Origin of the sequence: Lentzea sp., assembly GCF_035525475.1 — a bacterium.
Classification (GTDB): domain Bacteria; phylum Actinomycetota; class Actinomycetes; order Mycobacteriales; family Pseudonocardiaceae; genus Lentzea.
This window is the reverse complement of the sequence record NZ_DATLEC010000250.1, coordinates 57,342-80,438: the sequence shown is the minus strand read 5'-3', so window position 1 is coordinate 80,438 and position 23,097 is coordinate 57,342. Positions and strand designations below refer to the sequence as shown.

17 protein-coding genes are annotated in these 23,097 nt (G+C 71.1%); 2 read left to right on the top strand and 15 right to left on the bottom strand.

Annotated features, from left to right (window positions below; translation table 11 throughout):
- Positions 1-11: 11 nt before the first annotated feature.
- The 13 genes from VM306_RS38000 to VM306_RS37940 are packed head-to-tail and all read right to left on the bottom strand — an operon-like array spanning position 12 to position 17,813.
- On the bottom strand, positions 12-1,682 hold the full coding sequence (locus tag VM306_RS38000) for a DUF885 domain-containing protein (RefSeq protein WP_325523763.1): 1,671 nt from the start codon (positions 1,680-1,682) through the stop codon (positions 12-14).
- Positions 1,679-2,710, bottom strand: coding sequence for an LLM class flavin-dependent oxidoreductase (locus tag VM306_RS37995; protein ID WP_325523791.1), 1,032 nt, complete (start codon positions 2,708-2,710; stop codon positions 1,679-1,681). The genes VM306_RS38000 and VM306_RS37995 overlap by 4 nt, the downstream gene beginning before the upstream one ends.
- Before the next feature lie 5 nt (positions 2,711-2,715).
- A complete protein-coding gene (locus VM306_RS37990; protein WP_325523761.1) occupies positions 2,716-3,951 on the bottom strand; it encodes an MFS transporter in 1,236 nt (411 codons plus the stop codon).
- The gene (locus VM306_RS37985) at positions 3,948-5,348 is read right to left on the bottom strand and encodes an AMP-binding protein (RefSeq protein ID WP_325523759.1); all 1,401 of its coding nucleotides are present in this window, start codon (positions 5,346-5,348) and stop codon (positions 3,948-3,950) included. The genes VM306_RS37990 and VM306_RS37985 overlap by 4 nt, the downstream gene beginning before the upstream one ends.
- The gene (locus VM306_RS37980; protein WP_325523789.1) at positions 5,345-6,385 is read right to left on the bottom strand and encodes an HAD-IIIC family phosphatase; all 1,041 of its coding nucleotides are present in this window, start codon (positions 6,383-6,385) and stop codon (positions 5,345-5,347) included. Before VM306_RS37980 ends, VM306_RS37985 begins: the two co-directional genes overlap by 4 nt.
- Positions 6,382-7,344, bottom strand: a complete 963-nt coding sequence (locus VM306_RS37975) for a 3-oxoacyl-[acyl-carrier-protein] synthase III C-terminal domain-containing protein (RefSeq protein ID WP_325523757.1) — start codon at positions 7,342-7,344, stop codon at positions 6,382-6,384. Before VM306_RS37975 ends, VM306_RS37980 begins: the two co-directional genes overlap by 4 nt.
- A complete protein-coding gene (locus VM306_RS37970; RefSeq protein WP_325523755.1) occupies positions 7,341-8,435 on the bottom strand; it encodes an acyl-CoA dehydrogenase in 1,095 nt (364 codons plus the stop codon). Before VM306_RS37970 ends, VM306_RS37975 begins: the two co-directional genes overlap by 4 nt.
- Positions 8,432-8,671, bottom strand: a complete 240-nt coding sequence (locus VM306_RS37965; protein WP_325523753.1) for an acyl carrier protein — start codon at positions 8,669-8,671, stop codon at positions 8,432-8,434. Before VM306_RS37965 ends, VM306_RS37970 begins: the two co-directional genes overlap by 4 nt.
- A complete protein-coding gene (locus tag VM306_RS37960; protein ID WP_325523751.1) occupies positions 8,668-9,510 on the bottom strand; it encodes a 3-hydroxyacyl-CoA dehydrogenase family protein in 843 nt (280 codons plus the stop codon). The genes VM306_RS37965 and VM306_RS37960 overlap by 4 nt, the downstream gene beginning before the upstream one ends.
- Positions 9,507-12,977: a thioester reductase domain-containing protein gene (locus VM306_RS37955; RefSeq protein WP_325523749.1), complete on the bottom strand. Its 3,471-nt coding sequence runs from the start codon at positions 12,975-12,977 to the stop codon at positions 9,507-9,509. The genes VM306_RS37960 and VM306_RS37955 overlap by 4 nt, the downstream gene beginning before the upstream one ends.
- Positions 12,974-13,267: an acyl carrier protein gene (locus VM306_RS37950; protein WP_325523747.1), complete on the bottom strand. Its 294-nt coding sequence runs from the start codon at positions 13,265-13,267 to the stop codon at positions 12,974-12,976. Before VM306_RS37950 ends, VM306_RS37955 begins: the two co-directional genes overlap by 4 nt.
- Positions 13,264-16,026 carry a condensation domain-containing protein gene (locus VM306_RS37945; protein ID WP_325523745.1) on the bottom strand — a complete coding sequence of 921 codons (2,763 nt, stop codon included), beginning with the start codon at positions 16,024-16,026 and terminating at the stop codon, positions 13,264-13,266. The genes VM306_RS37950 and VM306_RS37945 overlap by 4 nt, the downstream gene beginning before the upstream one ends.
- Positions 16,027-16,064: 38 nt before the next feature.
- A complete protein-coding gene (locus VM306_RS37940; protein ID WP_325523743.1) occupies positions 16,065-17,813 on the bottom strand; it encodes a non-ribosomal peptide synthetase in 1,749 nt (582 codons plus the stop codon).
- A 411-nt stretch (positions 17,814-18,224) separates the two neighbouring features.
- On the opposite strand from VM306_RS37940, the gene VM306_RS37935 reads away from it, so the two are divergent.
- Both VM306_RS37935 and VM306_RS37930 read left to right on the top strand, forming a co-directional pair.
- Positions 18,225-19,049, top strand: coding sequence for a hypothetical protein (locus tag VM306_RS37935; protein WP_325523741.1), 825 nt, complete (start codon positions 18,225-18,227; stop codon positions 19,047-19,049).
- Complete coding sequence (locus VM306_RS37930; RefSeq protein ID WP_325523739.1) at positions 19,021-19,581, top strand: maleylpyruvate isomerase N-terminal domain-containing protein; 561 nt, start codon at positions 19,021-19,023, stop codon at positions 19,579-19,581. Before VM306_RS37935 ends, VM306_RS37930 begins: the two co-directional genes overlap by 29 nt.
- Positions 19,582-19,617: 36 nt before the next feature.
- Here the strand turns inward: VM306_RS37930 and VM306_RS37925 are convergent, their stop codons facing one another.
- On the bottom strand, positions 19,618-22,116 hold the full coding sequence (locus VM306_RS37925) for an FtsX-like permease family protein (RefSeq protein WP_325523738.1): 2,499 nt from the start codon (positions 22,114-22,116) through the stop codon (positions 19,618-19,620).
- A 109-nt stretch (positions 22,117-22,225) separates the two neighbouring features.
- On the bottom strand, positions 22,226-22,957 hold the full coding sequence (locus tag VM306_RS37920; protein ID WP_325523736.1) for an ABC transporter ATP-binding protein: 732 nt from the start codon (positions 22,955-22,957) through the stop codon (positions 22,226-22,228).
- Positions 22,958-23,097: the final 140 nt, after the last annotated feature.

Here is a 23,097-nt window from a genome sequence, read left to right as displayed (position 1 = left end):
CCGCGGTTCGGTCAGAGCTTGGCCAGCTGCACCCGGAGCGTGTCCAGGCCCATCGAGCCCATCTCCAGCGCCCGCATGTGGAACCGCTTCAGGTCGAACGCCGCGCCGTGCCGCGCACGGGCGTCCGCGATCGCGTCGAGCCACATGCGTTCGCCGAGCTTGTACGACGTGGCCTGGGCCGGCCAACCCAGGTAGCGGTCCACCTGGTCGCGGGACAACGACTCCCGGACGGTGGTGCGGGTCAGGAAGAACCGCAGCGCCAGCTCCGGGGTCCACTTCTCGCCCTCGTGGAAACCGGTGCCCCGCGGGATCTCCATGCCGAGGTGCAGGCCGATGTCCAGGATCACCCGCGCCGCCCGGTAGAGCTCGTCGGTGAGTGAGCCGAAGACGTCGCCGTCCGACGACACGTAACCCAGCTCGCGCATGAGCTTCTCGGCGTACAGCGCCCAGCCCTCGCCGTGGCCGTACGCGAAGGCGAGCAGCCGCTGGTACTTGTTCAGCCTGCCCGCCTGGTGCACGGCGGTGCCGAGCTGCAGGTGGTGGCCGGGCACGCCCTCGTGGTACAGCGTGGAGATCTGCCGCCAGGTGTGGAACGTCGTCTGCTCGGCCGGCGCGGTCCACCAGGTGCTGCCGGGACGGGAGAAGTCCTCGGTCGGTGCGGCGTAGTACTGGCCGACGGAACCGCCGGGCGGCGCCTGCCGCACCTCGAATTTCATCAGCTCGTCCGGGATGTCGAAGTGGACGCCGCGCAGGTCGCTCAGGGCCTGGTCGCTCAGCTTCTGCATCCACTCCCCGTACTGCTCGCGGCCCTCGATCAGGTAGCGGGGGTCGGCGTCCAGGACGACCGCGGCCTCGGTCAACGAGGCGCCCGGCTTGATCCGGTCGGCGAGGGCGAGCATCTCCTTCTCGACGCGGGCGAACTCGGCCCACGCCCACTCGTACGCCTCCTGCACGTCGATGCGCGCGCCGAGGAACTGGCGTGACCACAGGGAGTAGATGTCCGCGCCGACGCCGTCGCGGTCCGGTGCCTTCGGGGCGATCTCCTCGCGCAGCGTGCGGGCGAAGCCGGCGAACGCCGCGTTGGCCGCCTCGGCGTGGGTCTCCAGCTCCGCTTTCAGGGCCGGGGACACGTCTTCGGCGCCGCGCACGAACTTCGTGAAGAACGACTCCGGCTCCGCGTTGCCCGCCCACGTGTCGCACTGGCCCGCGATCTTGACCAGCTGACGTCCGGACGTGGAGGTGCCTCGGACCAGGGCGTTCTCGAGAGAAGCGCTGAGGCCCTTCAACGTCTCCGGCACCTTCGCCAGCCGCTTGGCGATCTTCTCCCAGTCCTCTGCCGACTCCGACGACATGAGGTCGAACGTGATGCGGATGTCCTGGATCGGGCTGTTGATCGTGTTGACGCACGCCTCGTCGAGCCCGGCCTCGTGCAGGTCCAGCTCGGTGCCGACGCGTTCCTGGAAGACCTCCCTGGCGAGCTCCTCACCCTCGTCGGCGGCAGGGGCGCCGGCCATCTCCCGCAGCGTGCGGGCGCGCAGCTCGCCGCGGGCGGCGTACCCGTCCGGCGAGAAGTCCGTCAGGTCCTCGTCGTGGCCGGGGATGCCGAGGTAGCTGCCGTTGATCGGGTCGAGGGCCGCGAACTCCTCGATGTACCGGTCGGACAGCGCGTGGACGTTGTTCAAGGCTTCCTCGCAAGGAGTCGGAGCTCGTTCAGGTGGTCGAGGCCGGCCAGGACCTGCTTGGTGTCGATGCCGAAGTCGATCAGGCAGGCGATCTCGTCGACGCCGATGGCCCGCGCCCGTTCCACGACCTTCAGCGCCTTGGGGACGGTGCCGAGCAGGCCGCCGTCGTCGTAGTAGCGGTCGAACGACCGTTGCACCAGGAAGTCCACTTCGGACTCCCGCAGCTTCGACGGGTCGATCCGCTTGGCGCCGGGCAGCTGCGAGCCGAGCAGCAGGTTGATGGAGCTGCGCAGGTACGCCGACATCGGCTCGCGCACGATCTCGCGCACCTCGTCCTCGTCGTCGCCGAGGAAGGCGTGCACCATCAGCACGACGTGCCCGGCGTCACCGGCTTCCTCGCGGTACTGCGCGATCTTGTCCGCCAGGTCGTCCATGTCCTGCCCGAGCAGGTGCGTGAGCAGGCCCGCCTTGATCCGGCCCGCGTTGCGGAACGTCTCCACGCCGCCCGCGCTGGTGACCCAGATCGGCAGCTCCCGCTGCACCGGCGGCGGGAAGATCCGCACCTCGCTGGTGCCGCCCGCTCCGTCCACGAAGGACATCGTCTCCCCGCGCCACAGGGCGCGGAGCTGCTCGGCGTGGTCGATCACGACCTGGCGCCGGTTCTCGTAGTTCTCCGGGCGCAGCACGAAGTCCGTGGCGTGCCAGCCCGACGCGAGCGAGATGCCGGCCCGGCCGCCGGAGATGTTGTCGACGACCGACCACTCCTCGGCGATCCGCAGCGGGTGGTGCAGCGGAGAGACGACGCTGCCCGCGCGGATTCCGACCCGTTCGGTCACGGCGGCGATCGCGGCACCGGTCACGGCCGGGTTCGGGTAGATCCCGCCGAACGCGTGGAAGTGCCGTTCGGGGGTCCACACGGCGGTGAAGTCGTTGGCGTCGGCGAACTTCGCGCCCGACAGCAGCAGGTCGTACCGGTCCGCGTCGAGCGAGCAGTTGTCGTTGGCGAAGTAGAAGAGGCTGAAGTCCATCGCGGTCACACGGCCTTTTCCTGGAGTCGGGTGGCGGCCGCCCACCGGGCGACCGAGGGAGCGGCGAGTCCCGCGGCCAGCAGCAGGGCGCCGAGCACGAGCCAGCCGGGCCAGCCCTGGTCGATGATCAGGGTGGTCACGACGATCGGCGTGACCATCGACCCGAGGTTGGACGTCATGCCGAAGAAGCCCTGGTACTGACCGTGCGCGTGTTCGGGCGCCAGTTCGAAGGCCAGCGCCCAGGACCCCGCGCTGTAGAGCAGCTCGCTGATCGCGTGCACCACCGCGCCCGCGAGGAGGAACGCGATCGCGACCCACGCCGACTGGCCCTGCGCGAACGCGAAGAGCGCGCAGCACACCGCCAGCAGCAGACCGCACCGGCGCAACGCCTTCGCGCCGCCCTCGATCGTCTCGGCGCCCTCGCTGGCCCGCACCTGGAACAGCACGACCATGATGGTGTTGAGCACCAGGATGACGGAGTAGAGCACCGGCGGGGCGCTCGTCTTCTGCGAGATCCAGATGGGCAGCGCGACGAGCAGGATGCCCACGTTCATCACCAGCAGGATGTTCAGCAGCCCGAACACGGCGAACGGCCGGTCGCGCAGCACCTCCCACCGGCTGGCGCCCTCCGGCCGCGCGACCTTCTCCGCGTCGGGCAGCTTGAGGTACACGAGGCCGCTGGCCGCGTACAGCACCGCGCAGATCACCAGCAGCGACACGTACACCGGCCGCGAGTCGGCCGTCAGCGCCACACCACCGGCCAGCGCGCCGACCGAGAAGCCGATGTTGTTGGCCGACCGCGTGTACGCACGGGCCTTGACGCGCTGGTCCGGCGGCATCGCGGCCGCCACCACCGTCGCCTCGGTCGAGTGGGCGCCGGACTCCGCGACGTACACGAGGGTCGCGACGATCGCGAACGCCACGGCGTTCTCGGCCAGCACGTACCCGGCGATGAACCCGCCGCGCACGATGTGGAAGGCGACCGCCGCGCTGCGGGCTCCGACCACGTCCGTCAAATGCCCCAACGGAACGCTCACGGCCATCTTCAGCGCGGCGGCGATGGTCAGGCCGATGCCGACGTGGGTGGCCGGGATGTGCACCGAGTTGGTGAAGTACAGCACGACGACGGTGAGCAGCATGCCGTTGGACAGCCCGTGTCCCAGGTTCGCCGCGACCAGCACCCTGACCGGGCCCTTCGGCGGGTAGACCTGGCGGATCAGCTTCTCGTGCAGCGAGGTCATGACATCACCTGCTCGCGCAGGACCTTGCGGTCCGCCTTGCCGTTGGCGTTGAGCGGGATCTCCGGCAGGTGGTGGAACCGCCTGGGCACCATGTGGATCGGCAGCCGCCTGCGCAGCCACCGGACCAGCTCGACCGCGGTGTGCGGCTCGCCGGTGAAGTACGCGACCAGTTCGGTCTCGTCCCCGGTGTCGGCGGCGATCACCACCACGTCGCGCACGCCCTCGTGCCCGCGCAGGGCGGCCTCGACCTCGCCGAGCTCGATCCGGTAGCCGCGGATCTTCACCTGGTTGTCGAGGCGGCCGAGGTGCACCCAGTGCCCGTTCTCCTGCCGCACCCTGTCGCCGGTGCGGTAGTAGTGCTCGTCGGTCAGCCCGAGGCCGTCCGGCAGGAACCGGCCCTTGTTGTCGCCAGGGTCGAGGTAGCCGGCGAACCGCTGCGAGCCGCGCACGCACAGCTCGCCGTCGTCGAGCACGACCGACTCGAGGAAGCCGTACACCGGACCGATGGGAACCGTGTCGTTCGACGTCCCTGGCCAGTCGGCCGGATCGCGCGGCAGCGTGTACTCGGTGCACGCCACCGTCAGCTCGGTCGGGCCGTAGACGTTGGTGATGGCCGCTTCCGGCGCGACCTCGTGCCACGCCCGCGCCTGCCCGTACGTGAGCTGCTCGCCGATGAAGATGCTGTGCCGCAACGAGTTCTCGACACCGGTCGGCAGGTTGCCGAGGTTGGCGCTGACGGAGACGACGGACGGCACCGAGAACCAGTGCGTGATCCCGCGGTCGGCGACGTACTTCACGGGTTCCAGCAGCTCGGCCCGTTCCGGCACCACCAGGGTGGCGCCGCCGCCCCACGTGACGAACAGGTCGAACACCGACGGGTCGAAGGTGAGGTCGAACGTGTGCGACATCCGGCAGCCCGGCCCGACGTCGAACTTCGCGATGTTGTGCGCGATGTACGGCGCCAGGTTCGCGTGCGTGATCGGCACGCCCTTCGGCCGGCCGGTGGAGCCGGAGGTGAACAGGACGTACGCCACGTCCTGCTCGATCGGCGGTGGCAGCTCGCCGTCCCGTTCGTCCACTTCGGACAGGATCAGGTCGGGCTCCGCCAGCGCCAGGATGGCCTGGTTGCGCGACTCCGGGTGAGCGGGGTTGATCGGCGTGACCGTGGCGCCCAGCCGTTGTGCGGCCAGGTAGCCCAGGTAGGTGGGCAGGGACCGGTCGGCGGGCAGCGCGATCCGCCTCGGGACCGAGCCGTGGGCCGCCAGGATCCCGGCGGCCACCGCGTCGGACCGCTCGCGCAGCTCGCGGTAGGTCAGGAACTCTCCCCCGACCTCGATCGCGACGTGGTCCGGGTAGCGCTCGGCCGACCGCTCGAACCAGTGGTACAGCGTGTTCATGCGAGCCTCACCGCGTCCAGGGTCATCGTGGTCGGTGGCTCGTGCCGCTGCGGCACGAGGTGGAGGTGCTGGACGTCCTGGGTTCCCACGGCCGCAAGGCACTCGCAGTCCTCGGTGCGGAACCCGGCGAACCGGTAGGCGACCTCCATCATGCGGTTGCGCTCGGTCTTCCTGAAGTCCGCGACGAGGTGCGCGCCCGCCTCGGCCGTCTCGGTGGCGAGCCACCGCAGCAACACCGCTCCCGCCCCGAACGCGACCACCCGGCAGGACGTCGCGAGCAGCTTCAGGTGCCACGCCTTCCCGAGCTTCTCCAGCAGCAGCAACCCGACCGCGCCGTGCGGGCCGAACCGGTCCGCCATGGTCACGACCAGCACCTCGTGGTCCGGGTCGGCCAGCAGGGCGCGCAGGTCCGCGTCCGAGTAGTGCACACCGGTCGCGTTCATCTGGCTGGTGCGCAGGGTCAGCTCCTCGGCCCTGGCCAGTTCCTGCTCCGTGGCCCTGCCGATCGTCATGACGAGGTCGAGCGACCGCAGGAAGTCCTCGTCGGGACCGGCGTGCTCGGCCCGTGCCGTGTCACGCCGGAAGCCCGCCTGGTACATCTCGCGGCGCCGGGCCGAGTCGACCGTGATCGTCGCAGGGGTGAACTCCTCCAGCGACAACAGCTCCGCGACCTGCTCCGCCGGGTAGCACCGCACCTCGGGCAGGTGGTAGGTGACCTCGGCGCGTTCGGTGGGCTGGTCGTCGATGAACGCGATGGTGGAGTGCGCGAAGTTCAGCTTGTCCGCGATCTCGCGCACCGACTCCGACTTCGCGCCCCACCCGATCTGAGGCAGCACGAAGTACTCGGCGACACCGAGCTTCTCCAGCCACTCCCACGCGTGGTCGTGGTCGTTGCGGCTGGCGACGGACTGCAGGATCCCCCGCCTGTCCAGCTCGACGATCGTCTCGCGGATCTCGTCGGACAGCGTCGGCTCGAAGCCCTCCAGGAGCGTTCCCGACCACAGGGTCCGGTCGAGGTCCCAGACGAGGCATTTCACAGTTCCCACAACGTCACCGCCCAGGCGGCGACCGGGCTGTTGTTCAGCACCAGCACCAGATCTCCCTCTGCGAGCTCCCCGCTCGCCAGCAGCCGGTCGAGGTTCAGCACCACGTCCATCGCGCCGAGGTGGCCGTAGCGGCCCAGGTTCTCCCGGCAGACGGGGTGGATCGAAAGGTCCAGAAGGGACTGGTAGAAGTCGTACGCGCCGGCCGTGACGTTCTGCATCAGCGTCGCGGCGACGTCGGAGCGTTCGATCCCCGCGTCCGCGAGCACGGCCTTGACGAGCTTCCCGAGCCGCACCTTGCTGTGCATGGCGAGCTCGAAGCGGTAGCGGTCCGGCGACCCGCACTCCTCGCGCCACTCGTACCAGGGCGTCTGCTTGTAGTCGACGCCGAACAGGTCGTGGAACGTGCCGTCGGTCTCCATGCGGTGCGCGCGCAGGACCGGCCGGCCGCCCCGCACCAGCGTCATCGCGCACGCGCCGTCGCCGATGACGGTGACCGGGAACCGCACCCGGTCCGCCCCCGTCGGCCTGCTGGCGTGCGTGATCAGCACCGACTGCCTGGCGGGATCGGCGAGCAGGAGGTCCCGCCCGATCGCCCAGGCCGCGCTCGACCCGGTGCAGCCCAGGCCGTCGACGGTGAAGACGAAGGCGCCGCTCAGCTTCGCCTCGGCCTGCACGCGGCAGACGTCCGAGCCGAGCAGCACGTCCGGTGCGCGCGGTCCGACGAGGATCAGCAGGTCGGGATCGACGGGGTCGCGGTCGAGCAGCTCCTGGGTGACCCGCACGGCGAGGTCGCCGGCCGTGACGTCGTCGAACTCGGAGATCGTCTCGATGCCGCACGCGCGGGCGAACTCCGCCTCGTCGTGCCCGAGCTCACCGAACTCCGGCAGCTCCCCCACCGGCACCAGCCGGTCGGGCAGCACGCAGTGGACGGACCCGATGCCGATGCTCATGCCGCACCCGCCAGCAGCAGCCGCGAGATCTCGTTGCTGCCCTCGATGATCTCCATGAGCTTCGCGTCCCGGTACGCCCTGGCCACCGGATGGGTGTCCGTGGCGCCGGCCGAGCCCAGCACCTGGACCGCGGTGGCCGCCCCGCGGGCCGCGTTCGTCGCGGCCACGTGCTTGGCCAGCACGGAGGCGGTCACCAGTTCCGGTGTGCCGTCGTCCCAGCACCTGGCAGCGTGCTCGCACATCCTCGTCGCGACCTGCTCGGCGATCAGCAGGTCGGCGAGGTGCCCGGCGACCAGCTGGTGCTCGGCCAGCGGCACGCCGAACTGCGTGCGCGACCGCGCGTGCTCCGTCGCCTCCCGCAGGCAGGTGCGGAGCATTCCCACGCAGCCCCAGGCGATGGAGAGCCGGCCGTAGGTCAGCGCGGAGGTCACCAGCAGGCCGAGCGACATGCCGGCGCCGCTGAGCAGGTGGTCCGCGGGAAGGCGGACCTCGTCGAGCCGGACCACCGCGTGACCGGCCGCGCGGCACCCGAGCGGTTCCGCGATCCGTTCGACGTGCACGCCTTCGGCGGTCGTCGGCACGACAACAGCTCCGGCGCCCTCACCGAACTTGCCGAACACCACGACCAGGTCCGCGTACGCGGCGACCGTGATCCAGACCTTCTCACCCGATACGACGACGTCGTCGCCGTCGCGCCGGATCTCGGTCGTCATGGAGGAGAGGTCGCTGCCCGCGCCGGACTCGCTGAACGCCACCGCGGCCAGTTCACCGCTCGTCAGCCGGGGCAGGAACTCCGCCCGCTGCCGGCGGGAGCCCAGCCGCGTGACGACCCACGCCGCCATGCCGTGCGAGGTCGCCACGCTCCTGGTCGAACCGCACAACGTGCCGAGGTGCGCGGTCAGCTCGCCGTTCTCGACGCTGGACAACCCGAGCCCACCGTCCGATGTGGACACCTGGGCGCAGAGAACCCCCCTGGCGCCCAGCTCGCGCAGGACCTCGACGGGCAGCAGGCCCGTGCGGTCCCACTCGGCGGCCCTGTCTCCCACGCGTTCGGTCAGCAGCTCCAGCGCGGAGCCGAGGACGTCGCTCACGGTGTGGCCGCCTGGAGCTCGTGCACCATCTTCTCGATGCGGCTGATCGTGCGGAAGTTGTCGATGCTCAGGTACTCGCCCTCGACCTCGACGCCGTGCGCCTTCTCCAGGTACACCACCAGTTCCAGCGCGAACAGCGACGACACGACGCCCGCGGCGAACAGGTCCTCGTCCGGGTCCCACGCCCTCTTGGTGCGGGAGACGAGGAAGTCGTGCAGCCCCACAGTGATGTTCACGCCCAGACCCCTCCGTGCTCGTAGAAACCCTTGCCCGTCTTGCGACCGAACTCGCCGTCGCGCACCTTCGCGAGCAGCAGGTCGCACGGCGCGTACCCCTGGTCGCCCGTGCGTTCGTGCAGCACCCGCAGGCTGTCCGCCACGTTGTCCAGCCCGATGAGGTCCGCGGTCGCGAGCGGCCCGGTGCGGTGACCGAGGCAGCCCTCGAACAACGCGTCCACGTCCTGCGGCGTGGCCAGCCCCTCCTCGACGATGCGAGCGGACTCGTTGATCACCCGTTGCAGCACGCGGTTGATGACGAACCCCGGCCCGTCGCCGACCACGATGAGATCCCGGTCGAGCTTCCCGAGCAGGGTTCGCACCGAGTCCATCGCGGCGTCGCTCGTGCGCGGTCCGCGGATGACCTCGACCATGCGGATCACGTACGGCGGGTTCATGAAATGCGCGCCCGCGACGTCCTCCGGCCGCTGCACCACCGACGCCAGCTCGTCGACCGGGATGGCCGAGGTGTTGGTCAGCAGCAACGTCCCCGGCGCGACGATCGACGACACCTCGGCGAGCACCTTCGCCTTGAGGTCGGCCAGCTCGGTGACGGCCTCGACCACCGCTTCGGCGGTCGCGACGCCGCTCAGGTCCGTGGTGCACACCAGCTCGCCCACCGGCCCGGACTTGGGCATCGTGCCCATGATCTTCGCGCCGCGCAGCTGCTGCTTCACGGCGGCCCGTGCCGCCGCGAGCTTGTCGTCGTCGACGTCGACGAGCGTGACGTCCACGCCGTGTCCGATGGCGAGCGTGGCGATGCCGGTGCCCATCACGCCCGCGCCCAGTACCGCGATCATGAGTTCTCCCCGAGTTCTGGCAGGACGGCGCGGCTCGTGGCGTCCGCCGCGCCGGTGTCGTGAGCGGGCGTGCCGCCTGGCCCCGGGTCGTCAGCGGACGCGCCTCCCAGCCCCGGCAGGACAGCGCGGCCGGTGCCGTTCGCCGCGCCGGTCCCGTCAGCGAGCGCGCCGACCACCTCCGGCAGGACGGCGCGCATCGAGGCGTTCCGCCCGGCGAGGAAGGCCAGCCCGCCCCGCAGGACCGCGGTGGTCGGTGCGGAGCTGAGGTCGTTGTCCCGCAACCAGGAGCGCCACGCGGTGGCCTCCATGCCGTCCTCGCCCAGCTCGTGGCCCTCCACCTCGTAGAGCGCCATCGTGGACAGCACCTCGTTGCCGGTGGCCAGGGCTTCCCTGCCCACCAGGGCGAGCCACTCGTCCGAGGGCAGGGGCTTCGTCTGGAGGTCGAGCAGCTCGAACACCTGGCGCAGGCCGTGGCACTTCTCGTCGATCAGGTGGTAGGCGCGGCCGATGGCGCGCGGGTCGGCGGACAGCTCCGCGATCGCCCTCGCCACCACGTCCACCGGTGCCATCGGGTTCGCCCTGTCGTCGACCGGGTGCGCTCCCACGGCCAGGCCGCTGGCGAGGATGTGCCAGATCAGGTCGCGGTCGTTGCAGGCGCCCGTGCGGCTGTCGGCGAGGATGAACCCCGGCCGGAAGATCCGCACGCGCATGCCGTCCGCCTCTGCCCGTTCGAGCAGCCGTTCGCCCGCCCACTTGCCGGCGCCGTACCCGCCCTGCTGCGGATCGAGCGACTGGGCGCGCTTCTCCAGCACCCTGCCGCCGGAACCGAGGGCGGGTGCCGTCGCGGCCACCGTCGACACGAAGCTGAACTCGCCGACGCCGCTCTCGCGCATCCACCGCAGCAGCTCGACCATCGGCAGCACGTTGTCCTCGCGCAGCACCCGGTACGGCTCGGTGAACACGACCTTCGCGGCGACGTGCAGCACCTGGCCCACGTCGGCGGCGAGCTCGGGGTGCGCCCGGCAGACGGTGCCGACGTCGCGGAGGTCACCGGGAACGGGCCGCACCCGCTGCGGGTCCGGCTCCGGCAGCTCGTACTTCTCGGCCGCCTCGCGCAGCCGTGCCCACGCTTGCTCGTCGTCCGATGCGCGCACGAGGCAGTAGATCGTGCCCTGCCTCGCCTTCTGCAGCTCGTGCAGCACGAACGCGCCCAGGAAGCCCGTGGCGCCGGTGAGCAGCACGCCGGTCCCGTTGTTCAGCGGCGCGACGTCACCGAGGGGCAGCTGGATGTCGGCGTCCATGAGGTCGCCGTCGCCGTCCGCGATCGGGTCGATGTCGGCCGCGCCCCGCTCGGAGCCGGCGAGCTTGCCGCGGATGATCTCGGCGATCCGGCGCACGGTGGCCTTGCTGCCGCCCGCGCGGTGGACGTTCACCAGCACGCCGTGGCGTTGCTGCAGCTCGAACGCCATCTGCACCGACAGCAGCGACGTGCCGCCGAGCGACCCGAACTCGTCGTCGATCCCGATGGACTCGACGCCGAACAGCTCGCGCCAGACCGCGGCGACGTCGCTTTCGACGTCGTCGCCGACGGCAGCCGGTTGCACGCTTTCCTGCGCCGCGACGGGCTGGGGCACCGCCGCGATCGGGGGCAGCCGGTCGAGCAGCCAGTACCGCTTGCGCTGGAACGGGTACGTCGGCAGCACGACCCGGCGGCCCTTCGACACGGCGTCCCAGCGCACGTCGACGCCGTTGAGCCAGGCCGTGGTCAGCGCGTCCCAGAGGCCGGTCCCGACGACGACGGTGTCCTTCGGCGGTGCCGCGGGGGTCTCCGCGACGACCTGGGTCGACGCGGGCAGCGCGGCGAGCAGTTCGGGCGAGGCCTCGCCGACGACGACCACGCGCCGGGCGGTGCCCCGCATCGTGCGGACCGCGGGCGGGCGCGGCAGGCGCAGTGCCGCCGCCAGCTTCTCCGGCGCAGCCGTGACGACGCGTCGTTCCGCGAACGACTGGCGCCCGACCCGCAACGTGTGGGCGATGTCCTCGACCGCGTGCTCGCCGCGGTCCAGCTCGTCGGCGAGCCGCTTCGACATCGCGTCCAGCTCCGCGCGCGTCCGTGCCGACAGCACCAGCCGCACGACCTCGCCGGGCTCCGCGGACGGCACCTTGGCGACGGGCGGGGCGGCGAGCACGGCGGCGACGTTCGTGCCGCCGACGCCCATCGAGTTGACCAGCACGTGGCGGTTCGGGTCGGTGTCGCTGCCCGCGGTTCTCGTGAGGTAGAACGGGCTTTCGGCCAGCTCGCCCTCGTCGCGGGCGCGGTCGAAGAACGGGTGCGGCGGCAGGTTGCCGGTGTGCGCGATGTGCACGGCCTTGATGAAGCCCGCGATGCCGGCGGCCGGTCCGCAGTGCCCGAGGTTGGTCTTCACCGACCCCAGCCCGACGAACCCGGTGCGGTGCGTGCTGCGCCGCAGTCCCTTGCTCAGCCCGATGAGCTCGACGTGGTCGCCGAGCGGCGTGCCGGAACCGTGCGCCTCGACGTACCGCAGGTCGTCGGCGGACACCCCCGCGACCCGCAACGCCGTCGCGACGACCTCGGCCACCCCTGCCGGGCTCGGCGCGGTGTAGCCGGGCCGGTCAGCGCCGTCGTTGCCGACCGCGCTGCCCTTGATGACCGCGAGGACCGGGTCACCGTCGGCGAGCGCGTCCGAGAGGCGCCGCAACGCGACGACGCCGACACCGGAGCTGAACGACGTCCCGCTCGACTTCGCGTCGAACGACCGGCAGAAGCCGTCGTCGGACAGCAGACCGCCGGGCTGGTGGTGGTAGCCCGCAAGGGGTTCCAGCGCGGTCGAGCCACCGGCCAGCGCGATGTCGCACTCGCCGGACAGCAGGCTCAGCACGGCGTAGTGCACGGCGTACAGCGACGACGAGCACGCCGTCTGCACGCTCACCGCCGGTCCGCGCATGCCCAGCTTGTAGGCCACCCGGGAGGTCAGGAAGTCGGCCTGGCCGCCGAGGGTGAGCCCCAGGTCGTCGATGGCCGCGGCGAGCCCCTCCGCCTGGGTCTTCGCGGCGAACACCGCCGCCGAGTAGGTCCCGGCCGCGCTGCCGGCGAAGACGCCCGTGACGGGGCCGTCCTTGCGCGGCGGGTGTCCCGCCGCCTCCAGCGCCTCCCAGCAGACCTCCAGGAAGATCCGCTGCTGCGGGTCGATGACGTCGACCTCCGCCGGCGGGTAGCCGAAGAACTCGCCCGCGAAGTCGGCCACGCCCGGCAGGGACGTGCCCTTCGCGACGAAACCGGGTTGCGCGGCCACGTCGTCGGTGATGCCGCCGGCACGGCGCTGCTCGTCGGTCAGGTCCTGGATGGACACCCGACCGGCGTCGATGTTGCGCCAGAACTCCTCGGGAGTCCAGGCGTCCGGGAAGCGGCAGCCGACGCCGACGACCGCGATGTCCGTCTCGCTCATGAAGCTTCCCTGCGTGAGCGGCCCAGCAGGGCCGAACGGGACGAGGCCGCGGCGGTGGCCGGTTCGTCGGTGCCGTCGAGGAACTCCGCCTGTGCCAGCACGGTGCTGTGCTCGAAGAGGTCGGCCGCCTTGAGGTCGCGGGTGGTGAGGTCGTTGAGGCGTTCCCACAGCAGCAGCAACAGCAACGAGTTGCCGCCCGCGTCGAAGAAACTGACCTCGGTGGGCACCTCACCCGGCGTGATGTCCAGTGCCTCTGCCCACGCCTCCCGCACGTGATCAAGCTTCGTCAACGCAGTTTCTCCTCACACGCGGGTCCATCGGGGTTTGTCATCAATGCGGTCGTCACGTCCGTGACGTCCGCCAGCAGGCTCTTGATCGTCGTGTCGTCGAACAGGTCGGTCTGGTACGCGGCGGTCAGCCGCAGCCCGGCGGGGGTCTCGGTGACCGTCAGCTCCAGCTCGTACTTGACCGCCAGCGGGTCGAGCGGGAGCAGTTCCCCTCCCAGCGGTGGCCGCCACTCGTCCTCCGCCGCGACGTAGACGGGCGTGAGCGCCGGGCGGCTCAGATCGCGTTGCGGGTGCAGCGCGCTCACCACCTCGTCGAACGGCACGTCCGCCGCCCGGTACGCGACCGAGGCGGACCGGCGCACGCGGTCGAGCACCTCCCGCCACGTCGGGTCGCCGCGCAGGTCTGCCCGCAGCACCAGGGTGTTGACGAACATCCCGACGGCGTCGGGGTGTTCCCGGCCGGACCAGGGGAACGCGAACAGGAAGTCGCGCTGGTCCGACCGCCGCGCCAGCGCGACCGCCAGCACCGCGACCGTGGCCAGGAACGTGCTGCAGCCCGATTCCTTCGCCACCGCACGCAAAGCCGGGGCCTCGGCGAACGTGGTGGTGCACGTGGCTCCGAGGATGCTCTGCACGGAGACGCGCGGCCGGTCGTGCGGAAGCCGCACGTCCGTAGGCGCGCCTTCGAGCGCGGCGATCAGTTCCGACGCGTCACCCCGCTCGCCGACCGGCGCCGGGTCCACCGGTTCCGGCAGTTCCCGCCGCTGCACGACGGCCGCGACCTGCTCCAGCAGCACGCGGACCGACGCGCCGTCCACCACCATGTGGTGAGCGCACAACACCAACCGCACACCCGTCGCGACCAGCACGAGCTCCGCACGCACCGGTGCCTCGTTCGCGAGGTCGAACGGCGTCCAGCACAGCTCGGCGACGTGGTCGGAGAGCTTGCCCTCGTCCCAGCCGCGCGCATCGGTGACCGTTGCCCGCGCCGGTGGTCCCGACGTCGTGCGAACGACCCGTTTCTGCTTGTGGTCCAAGTGGAAACGCGACCGGAGAGAAGGATGCCGCGCGAGCACGGTGTCGACCGCGTCCCGCAGCTCCTCGACTCCGGAGTCACTGGGGAAGTGCACGACGGTCGGCACCAGATACGCGGCGCGCAGCTCGGGAATCCGGTCGAGGAACCAGAACCGCTGCTGCGTGGACGTCGCCGGCCGCGGACCGTCGTCGGCGGCGGCGGGTTCGCTCTTCTCGGTTCCCGCCCGCAGCAACGCTCCCAGCCGTGCCACGGTCGGCTCCGCCAGGAACTCGCTCGGCCGCACGACGGCGCCGTGCTCGCGGCGGGCGCGGGCCAGCATGCCCACCGCCAGCAGCGAGTGCCCGCCGAGCGTGAAGAAGTTCGCGTTCCTGGCCGGTTCCGCGATCTCGACACCGGTCTCGGCCAGCACCGCGCGGAACAGCTCCGCCGCCCGTCGTTCGGGCTCCGTGAGATCGCCGCGGTCGATCTCCACTGTGGACACCGGTAGCGGTCGCGGGCGTTCCAGCGGTCCGTTCGGCAGTGCGAACTCCGCCAGCGGCGCCTCGGGTTCGGCCACCGCGTGACCGAGCAGGGCCGCGAAGTCCCCGGCCAGCCGCGGACCGAGCTCGGCCGGGTACAGCTCCGTGTCGAGCTCCAGCGTGCCCATGACGCCGTCGGCGGTCTCTTCGACGATCAGCAGCACGTCGTACTTCGCCGTCCCGGTCGGCAGCACGTCGGGCGCCGTCCACCTGGCCGTGTCGGGCGCCGGCATGTTCTGCAGCGCGAACCCGACCTCGGCCAGACCCCGCCCCGGCGTCCTGGCGACCAGCTGGTCGAACGGGATGCGTTGGTAGGTCATGGATCCGAACGCCTCGCGGCGCAGCTCGGCGCAGCGTTGCGCGAACGTCGGCGGACGCGTGGTGCACCGCAGCGGCACGGTGTTGACGAAGAAGCCCACCAGGTCCTCGACCGCCGGGTGCGTGCGGTTCGCGGTGACGGCGCCGATCAGGAACTCGTCCCGCGCGGACCAGCGGCCGACCACCTCGGACCAGGCCGCGAGCAGCACGACGAACGGCGTGGCGCGCAGCCTCCTGGCCAGCTCGCCCACGGCTTCCCAGGTGGCGGCCGGGACGGTGAAGCGGTGCTGCTCCCCGGAGTGGAAGCCGGCCGGGACCGGCCGGGCTCCGCCGAGCTTCAGCCCGGTGGGCACCTCCGCCAGCTCGGCGGCGCGGCGGGCGAGCAGCTGGTCGTCGAGGCCGGCCCGGTCCCACACCGCGAAGTCGGCGTACTGGACCGGCAACTCGCCCAGCTCGGGCCGGCGTCCGGCCACCTCCGCGTCGTACGCGGTGCCGAGATCGTCGAACAACGCCGGCAGCGACCACCCGTCCACGGCGATGTGGTGGATCGTCAGCAGGACCGCGTCGCCGTCCGGCTGCCCCTTCCAGACCGCGCAGCGCACCGGCGGTTCGGTGGCGAGGTCGAACCCGCGACGTGCCTCGACGTCGGGGGCGTGACTGACGACCTCGACCGCCACCCGCGCCTCGCCGACGACCTGGACGCGCTCGCCGTCCCTGTCCTGGTAGGTCGTGCGCAGGACCTCGTGCTTCTCGACGACCGCGAGCAGCGCCCGGTGCAGCGCGCCGGGGTCGACCTCGCCCCGCCAGCGGAAGAACAACGGCACGTTGTAGATCGGGGACTCGGGTGCGGCGGCGTTGACGAACCAAAGTCGTTCCTGCGCAAATGACAACGGCGCGATAGTGGCGTGCCGCCTGGTGGGCCCGTTCATCAGACGGCCCCCGCATGACGCACACGTGCGCTCAGTTCCGCCGCGGACTCGGCCAGAAGTATTTCCGCGGGTTCAACCGCAGATACAAGGAATTCATTGATCCTTGCCGCCGCCTGAACAGCGAGCAAAGAGTTCCCACCCAAATCAATGAAGTTGTCGAGCGGTTGCACCTGTGGTACCCGCAACACTTCCCGCCAGATTCGGCAGATGTCATCAACGGTTTCTATGGGCAGATCGCCGCCGGATCTTGACACCGGTTCGAGGAGTGCGAGCAACGCGGTGCGGTCCGCCTTCCCGGTGGGACCCAGCGGCACCTCGGACAGCACGACCCAGCGCGCCGGGACCATGTAGTCCGGCAGCCGTTCCGCTAAACGCGCCCGCAACACGACAGGCAGTTCTTCCTGGCCACCGGCAGTCGGCAGGGCAAATCCCACGAGTGTCGCGGCGGGGCCTTCTCCGACCTTTTCGACGAACACGGCGTCCACGAGCCCGGTCGCCGCGGCGGCCTGTTCGACCTCCTCCAACTCGATGCGGAAACCGCGCAGCTTGACCTGCCGGTCTCGGCGGCCGACCACCTCGAGCGCTCCGCTCGGCAACTGCCGCACGAGGTCTCCTGTCCGGTAGACCTGCTCCCCCGCGGCCACGACGAACCGTTCCGCGGTGAGTTCCGGCCGGCCCAGGTACCCCAGGGCCACACCAGGACCGCCGATGCACAGCTCACCGGTCTCACCAGGGGAAACAGGCTCCAGATCCTCGTCCAGCACGTGCAGGCTCGTGTTCTGCAGCGGGAAGCCGATCGGCGTGCGGACCACGTCGCGCATGGCGTCCGGGGTGCACTCGAAGACCGCCGCGAACGTGGTCGTCTCGGTGGGGCCGTACCCGTTGACGATCCGGCCGGGCGGACGGGAGCCGAGCACCCGGCGGACCATCTCCGCGTCGAGCTGCTCACCGCCCACGACCAGGTGTTCCAGCTGTTCGAAGGCCGACGGGAGCTCGCGTGCGATGGAGTGGAACAGCGAGGTCGTGAGGAACATCGTCGTGATCGACAGGTCGCGCAGGGCGGCCACCCAGTCCTCGAGGACGAGGTCCACCGGCGAGGGGATGGCGACGACGGCCCCGCCCACGGCCAGGGGCGCCCACACCTCGAACGTGGTCGCGTCGAAGGCGGGGTTCGACAGGCTCGCGACCCTGTCACCAGGCCCGACGGGGCAGTAGGCCGCCTCGGTCACCAGCCGGACGACCGCGCGGTGCGGAACCACGACGCCCTTCGGACGCCCGGTCGACCCGGAGGTGTAGGCCACGTACGCGGGGTCGTCCCGGCTGACCTCCACCTCGCTGACCTGGTGCGACGGCTCGTCCGGCACGGTGATCCGCGTCAGCCCGGACGGCAGCGGCGTCGACCAGCGGGACTCGTCCCGGGAGCACACGACGACCCGCGGCGCGGCCTCGTCGAGGATCACCGCCAGTCGGTCGGCGGGCGCGCGGTTGTCGAGGGGCAGGTAGGCGGCGCCGGCGCGGAGGATGCCGAGGAGCGCGACCACGAGGTCGGCCGACGGGTTCAGGGCGACGGCGACCAGGTCACCGCGCCGCACGCCCAGACCGGCGAGCTCAGCGGCGAGCGAGCCCGCCAGGTCCCACAGCCGCCGGTAGGTCAGGTGCTCCCCGTGGCCGCTCACCGCGACGGCCCCTGGCCGTTGCTCCACCTGGTCCTGGACGAGCGACAGCACCGTCCGTTCATCCGGACGCATTGATCTCCACCCCCGCACACGTTTCTTCCGGCCCCCTCATAAGGAAGCCGAATACGCCGATTCAGAACTTCTATTGGGTATTGCGCCTGAGCGCAAACGTGCTGGTACGCCACATCACAAAGTGGATCCCCCCGGACCCCGGCGGCTCAAAGGCGCGCACCTCTGAGTCAGTTGCACAACGATAACTGCGGCATCAGGCGCTGCAATACGCCGTTCAGTTGAACTGGCTCCCAGAGATCCTCTCATCCCATTCGGTCCCCCACCGGCCCGTCTGATGTGTACAGTGCGCGGCATGACAATCGCGTTCGCGGACCGGGGCCGCGTGGATTGATCACGGCGTGCGGTGGATCATTTCCGCCGGTAATCGGGCCATTATCCGAAACCGGCCAACGGGTCCGGGACACGTCCGGGATGCCTGAGGGGGCAACGATGTTCGACGCGGCGTTCGATGCTGCGGTCAAGCGGCTGCTGGTACCGGCGGCGGGCACCGAGGTGGTGGCGCCGCTGCTGTCGTCGCTCGTGCAACTGACGCGCCCGCGGCGGGTCCTCGAGGTCGGGATGGGCTACACGACGCCCTACCTCGCGGCGGCACTCGCGCAGGTGGCGGACCAGGTGCGCACGGAGTCGGCCGAGCTCGCGGCGAAGACGGCGAGGCACCTGGACACCGCCGGGGCGCTCGACACCGACTGGGTCTACGCCGAACCCGCGCTGCGGGCGCCCGGCTTCTACCTCGAGCCCTACGAGCCGGAGTTCGTCGCGGTCGACGACCTGTCCATCCCCGACTCGTCGGCGGGGCAGGTCCTGGAGGTGCTCGGGGCTCTCGGTCTCGGCGACCGCGTGCAGGTGATCAACGCCAACGTCCGGGAGTGCCGCGACCTGCTCCCGGCCGGCTTCGCGCCCATCGACCTCGCGTGGGTCGACGCGTGGGAGTGCCTGTACTTCTTCGACAACTTCTGGGACCTGATCAACCCGGACGGCGGCCTGCTGGTCATGCACTACCTGATGACCTACCCCGAGGGGGAGGGCATCCTCGACTACATCGCCAAGGTCGGCCGCGCGAAACCGGGCGAGCTCGAGATCGTGAACCTGTTGGAACCGCACAAGATGCTGCAGAACAGCCTCACGGTGATCCGCCGCACGAGCGCGGGCAGGGCTCGCTCCTTCGCCCGTCCAGGCGGCAAACTGGACTTCGACGGCGAGCTGCGCCGTGAGGCAGAGACCCAAGCGGGGAGATGACGCGTTGCCCGACTACATGGACCAGGACACCGCCTGCCAGGCGTTGACGACCGACCGCGACCACCTGCTCGCGGCGATCGAGGCGGACCTCGGGGGCACTCCCCCGGAGATCCACCACAACCCGCTGCGCCCCGAGCCGATCACCCTCACCGACCTGGTCGTCCACGTGTCGATGTGGGACGAGATCGTGCTGGCCGTGCTCACCGAGGCGCAGGCAGGCCGCGCGCACTGGTACGTCGACTCCCGGTGGGAGACCAGGGACTGCGGGCGGGCGCTGAACGCGGGTGGCGTGGCGGCGGGCCGTCTCCTGCCGCCGGAGCTGGTGCGCGACCGGTTCCGCACCGTCCGCGACGCGCTGATCGCCGCCACGGCGGCCGTCGATCCCGGTCTGTGGCACAAGGACCTGCCGTTCCGGCACTCCGGTGAGGAACCCCAGACCCTCGCCGGCCTGTGCTACAAGGTGAACATGCCGGAGGCCGATCCCACGCAGTCCAAGGTGTACCAGCACGCGAGCGTCCACCTCGGTCTGTAACGGTGAATGGCGCGGCACACGTGCCGCGCCATTCGTTCACTCCCGTGTGCCGATGGTGTCGATCGGCTTGCCGCGCAACGACAACCGCGTCGAGATCGCTATCGACACCACGCCGAGCAGCGCCGCTCCGGCGAGCGCTCCCAGGTAGACGCCGACCGGTCCGGACGGCAGCGGGCTGCCGGTCATGCCGATCGCCAGCAGCACCAGCGGCACCGCGGCCACCACCGTGCCGAGCACCGCCGCGAGCGCGACGGTCAGCACCGCTTCCGTCCGCATCATCCTGACCACCTGCCGGCGTCCGGTGCCGACCAGGCGCAGCAGGGCGAACTCGCGGCGCCGTGCGGCCGTGGACATCACGAGCGTGTTCGACACCGAGATCGCCACGTACCCGAGGATCACGCCGACCGCGATCAGGTTGAGCAGGAACTGGGTCCGCTCGTCGTCCCGGTCCTGCGCGGCCACCCGTTCCGCCACCCGCACACCCGGATAGCGACCGGTGATGTCCTGCACCGCGGTGGTATCACCCGACTTCACGAGCACCGCGCTGTCCATGCCGGCCACCGTGTGGGCACGCGCGTCGGCGGCCGAGAGGACGTAGTCGCCGAACGCGAGGTCGTGCCGGTAGGTCGCGACGACCCGCAGCTTGGCCGGTTGCCCGTCGGCGTACCAGAACTCGACGGTGTCACCGACTTCCTTGTTCTCCCAGGAAGCATGGTCGGCGCCCAGCGCGACCGTGCCGGTGGTGAGGTCGGCGAGGTCGCCCGTGACGACGCCCAGGTCGGCCGTGGCACCGGCCGTGGCGTCGAGGCCGTTGGCCGGCCTGCTCTCCACCTGGACGCTGTCGCTGCTCCTGGTGGCGGTGATCACCTGGGTGCGCACCAGTGACGTCGCCGTGATCCCCTTCTGCCGCAGGGTGTCGGCGACCTCGGGCGACACGCCCGTCACACCGGTGACGACGTGGTCGGCGGTGATCGACCGGGCCGTCTCCTGCTGCACGGCAGCGGTGAACGTCGTCTGGCTGTAGAAGTTCACGACGAAGAAACCGATCGCGAGCATCAATGGTGTCACGGCCGCGGCCAGGCGGCGCGAGTTCTTGAGCACGTTCGCCGAAGCCAGGTAGCCGCTCACCCCGTTGCGGCCGATCACCGGCGCGACCAGCCGCACGGCGCCGCCGATCACCCGAGGGCCGACCAGCGCCAGTGCGATGATCAGCACGAGCGCCGCCATCACCGACGTCGCGGCGCCGAGCTGGCCCCGGAGGAACAGGGGCGTCGCCGTCGCGCCCAGCCCGACCGCCAGCAGCACCCAGCCGATGGCCAGGCGGACCTTGCCGACGTCCTTGCGCTGCAGGGCCGCCTCGCCCAGCGCCTCGACGGGGTTGATCGACGAGGGCCTGCGCGACGCGCTCCACGCGGCCAGCCTCGCCGCGCCGACGCCGATCACCAGGGCCGCGGCGAGCGGGAGCGGGCTGATCGACAACGCGAAGTCCTCCGGCACCACGCCGATGGTCGCGAACGCGTCGCGCAGCCCGATGCTGACGCCGATGCCCAGCAGGCTGCCGAGCACCCCGGCGGCCACGGACACCACCGTCGTCTCGACGCCGATCAGCCTGCGGACCTGCCGGGGCGTGGCGCCGACGGCCCGCAGCAACGCGAACTCGCGGCGGCGTTGCTCGACGGTCAGCGCGAGCGTGCTGGCCACCACGAAGATCGCGACGAGCACCGCGTACCCGCCGAACGAGCCGGCGAGGATCGCGAGGATCGACTTGGTGCGGCTGACGTCCTCGAACTCGGCCGCGCTCCGGTCCGCCCCCTCCGACACCGTGACGTGGTCGTCCTTCAGCACCTCCTCCAGCCGGTCGGCGAGGTCGCGCGTCCCCGGTGCGGCGAGCACCCCGACGGCGGCGACCCGGTCCGGGTGTCCGGCGAGCGCGGTGGCCGTGGCGGAGCTGAAGAACAGCGCCGCCTGCCGGTCCCCGCCTGCCTCCGCGACACCGGCGACCCGGTACGCGACGGGCACCGTCCGGGTCATGACCCGGACCTCGTCCCCCACCTTCGTTCCCGACCGCGCGGCGAGGCCCGAGTCGAGGACCACCTCGTCGTTCTTGGGGGCGTTCCCCTCCTTCAGCGCGTAGGGAGCGAGCACGGCCGACTCCCAGTTGTGGCCGAAGGAGGGCTTCTCCGCGAGCGGCTGCCCGTCCGGCCCGACCACGACGGCCGGGAAGGTCTGCTCGGCGACCGCGGTCCTCACACCGGGCACCGCCGCGATCTTGCCGGCCAGCGCGGCGGGAATGGCGGCCTGCTCGGAGGCGTGCCCGAACTCGATGGCGTCGGCGTCGGGCGGCTGCACCGTCCGGTCGCCGGTGACGACCACGTCGGCGGCCGCGTAGCGCTGGGTCGGCACGCCGCCGCGGAACCCGGACTCCATGAGGATCCCGCACGCCGAGACGAGGGCGGTGCCGCACAGGATGGCGACGAAAGCGCCGATGAACCCGCCAAGGCGGGACTTGACGGTCTGCAGAGCGAGGCTCAGCACGGTCGGTCACCCCTCAGGACCAGCATCGCGACCGCCGCCGCGCAGGCGAGCAGTTCGATGGTCAGCACCTGTCCGAGGCGGGCCAGGTGGTCGGCGATCTGCGGCACGGTCACCACTCCCCGAGGTGCGTCATGCGCTCGGCCACCTTCTCCGGGGTCGGCGAGACCAGCTCCCCCGCCAGCCTCCCGTCCGCCAGGAACAACACGCTGTGCGCCGCCGAAGCCGCCACCGGGTCGTGCGTCACCATCAGCACGGTCTGCCCCATCTCGTCCACGATGGACCGCAGCAACGTCAGCACCTGGTGCGCCGTCCGCGAGTCCAGGGCACCGGTCGGTTCGTCGGCCAGCACGACCTCGGGCCGCGCCACCAGCGCGCGGGCGATCGCCACCCGTTGCTGCTGGCCACCCGACAGCTCGGACGGGTGCCGGGAGAGGTGGCCGTCGAGACCCACCCGTGCGACGACCTCGCGGAGCCAGCCCGCGTCCGCCCGGCGGCCTGCCAGGCGCAGCGGCAGGGTGATGTTCTGCTCCACGGTCAGCGACGGCAGCAGGTTGTAGGCCTGGAAGACGAACCCGATCCGGTCGCGGCGCACCTCGGTGAGCGCGGCCTCCTTCAGGCCGCCGAGATCGGTGTCGCCGAGCAGGACGCGGCCGGACGTCGGCCTGTCCATGCCCGACGCGCAGTGCAGGAAGGTGCTCTTGCCGGAGCCGGACGGGCCCATCACCGCGGTGAAGGTGCCTCGCCGGATGCCGACGGTGACCTCGTCCAGCGCCGTGACGGCACCACCGCCCGAGCCGTACACCTTGCGCACCGCCTGCAACGACAGGGCATCTGCCCTCATCACGTTCTCCTTGCCTCGCAACGACTTCCGAGGAAGAACGTAATTTCCGCACGGCCGGGGAACGATCACGCAGACTGCCAGGACGGAGGTGGAGCCTGCTCCACCCGAGCAGAGAGTTCGTCCGAGCGGACAGAACCGGG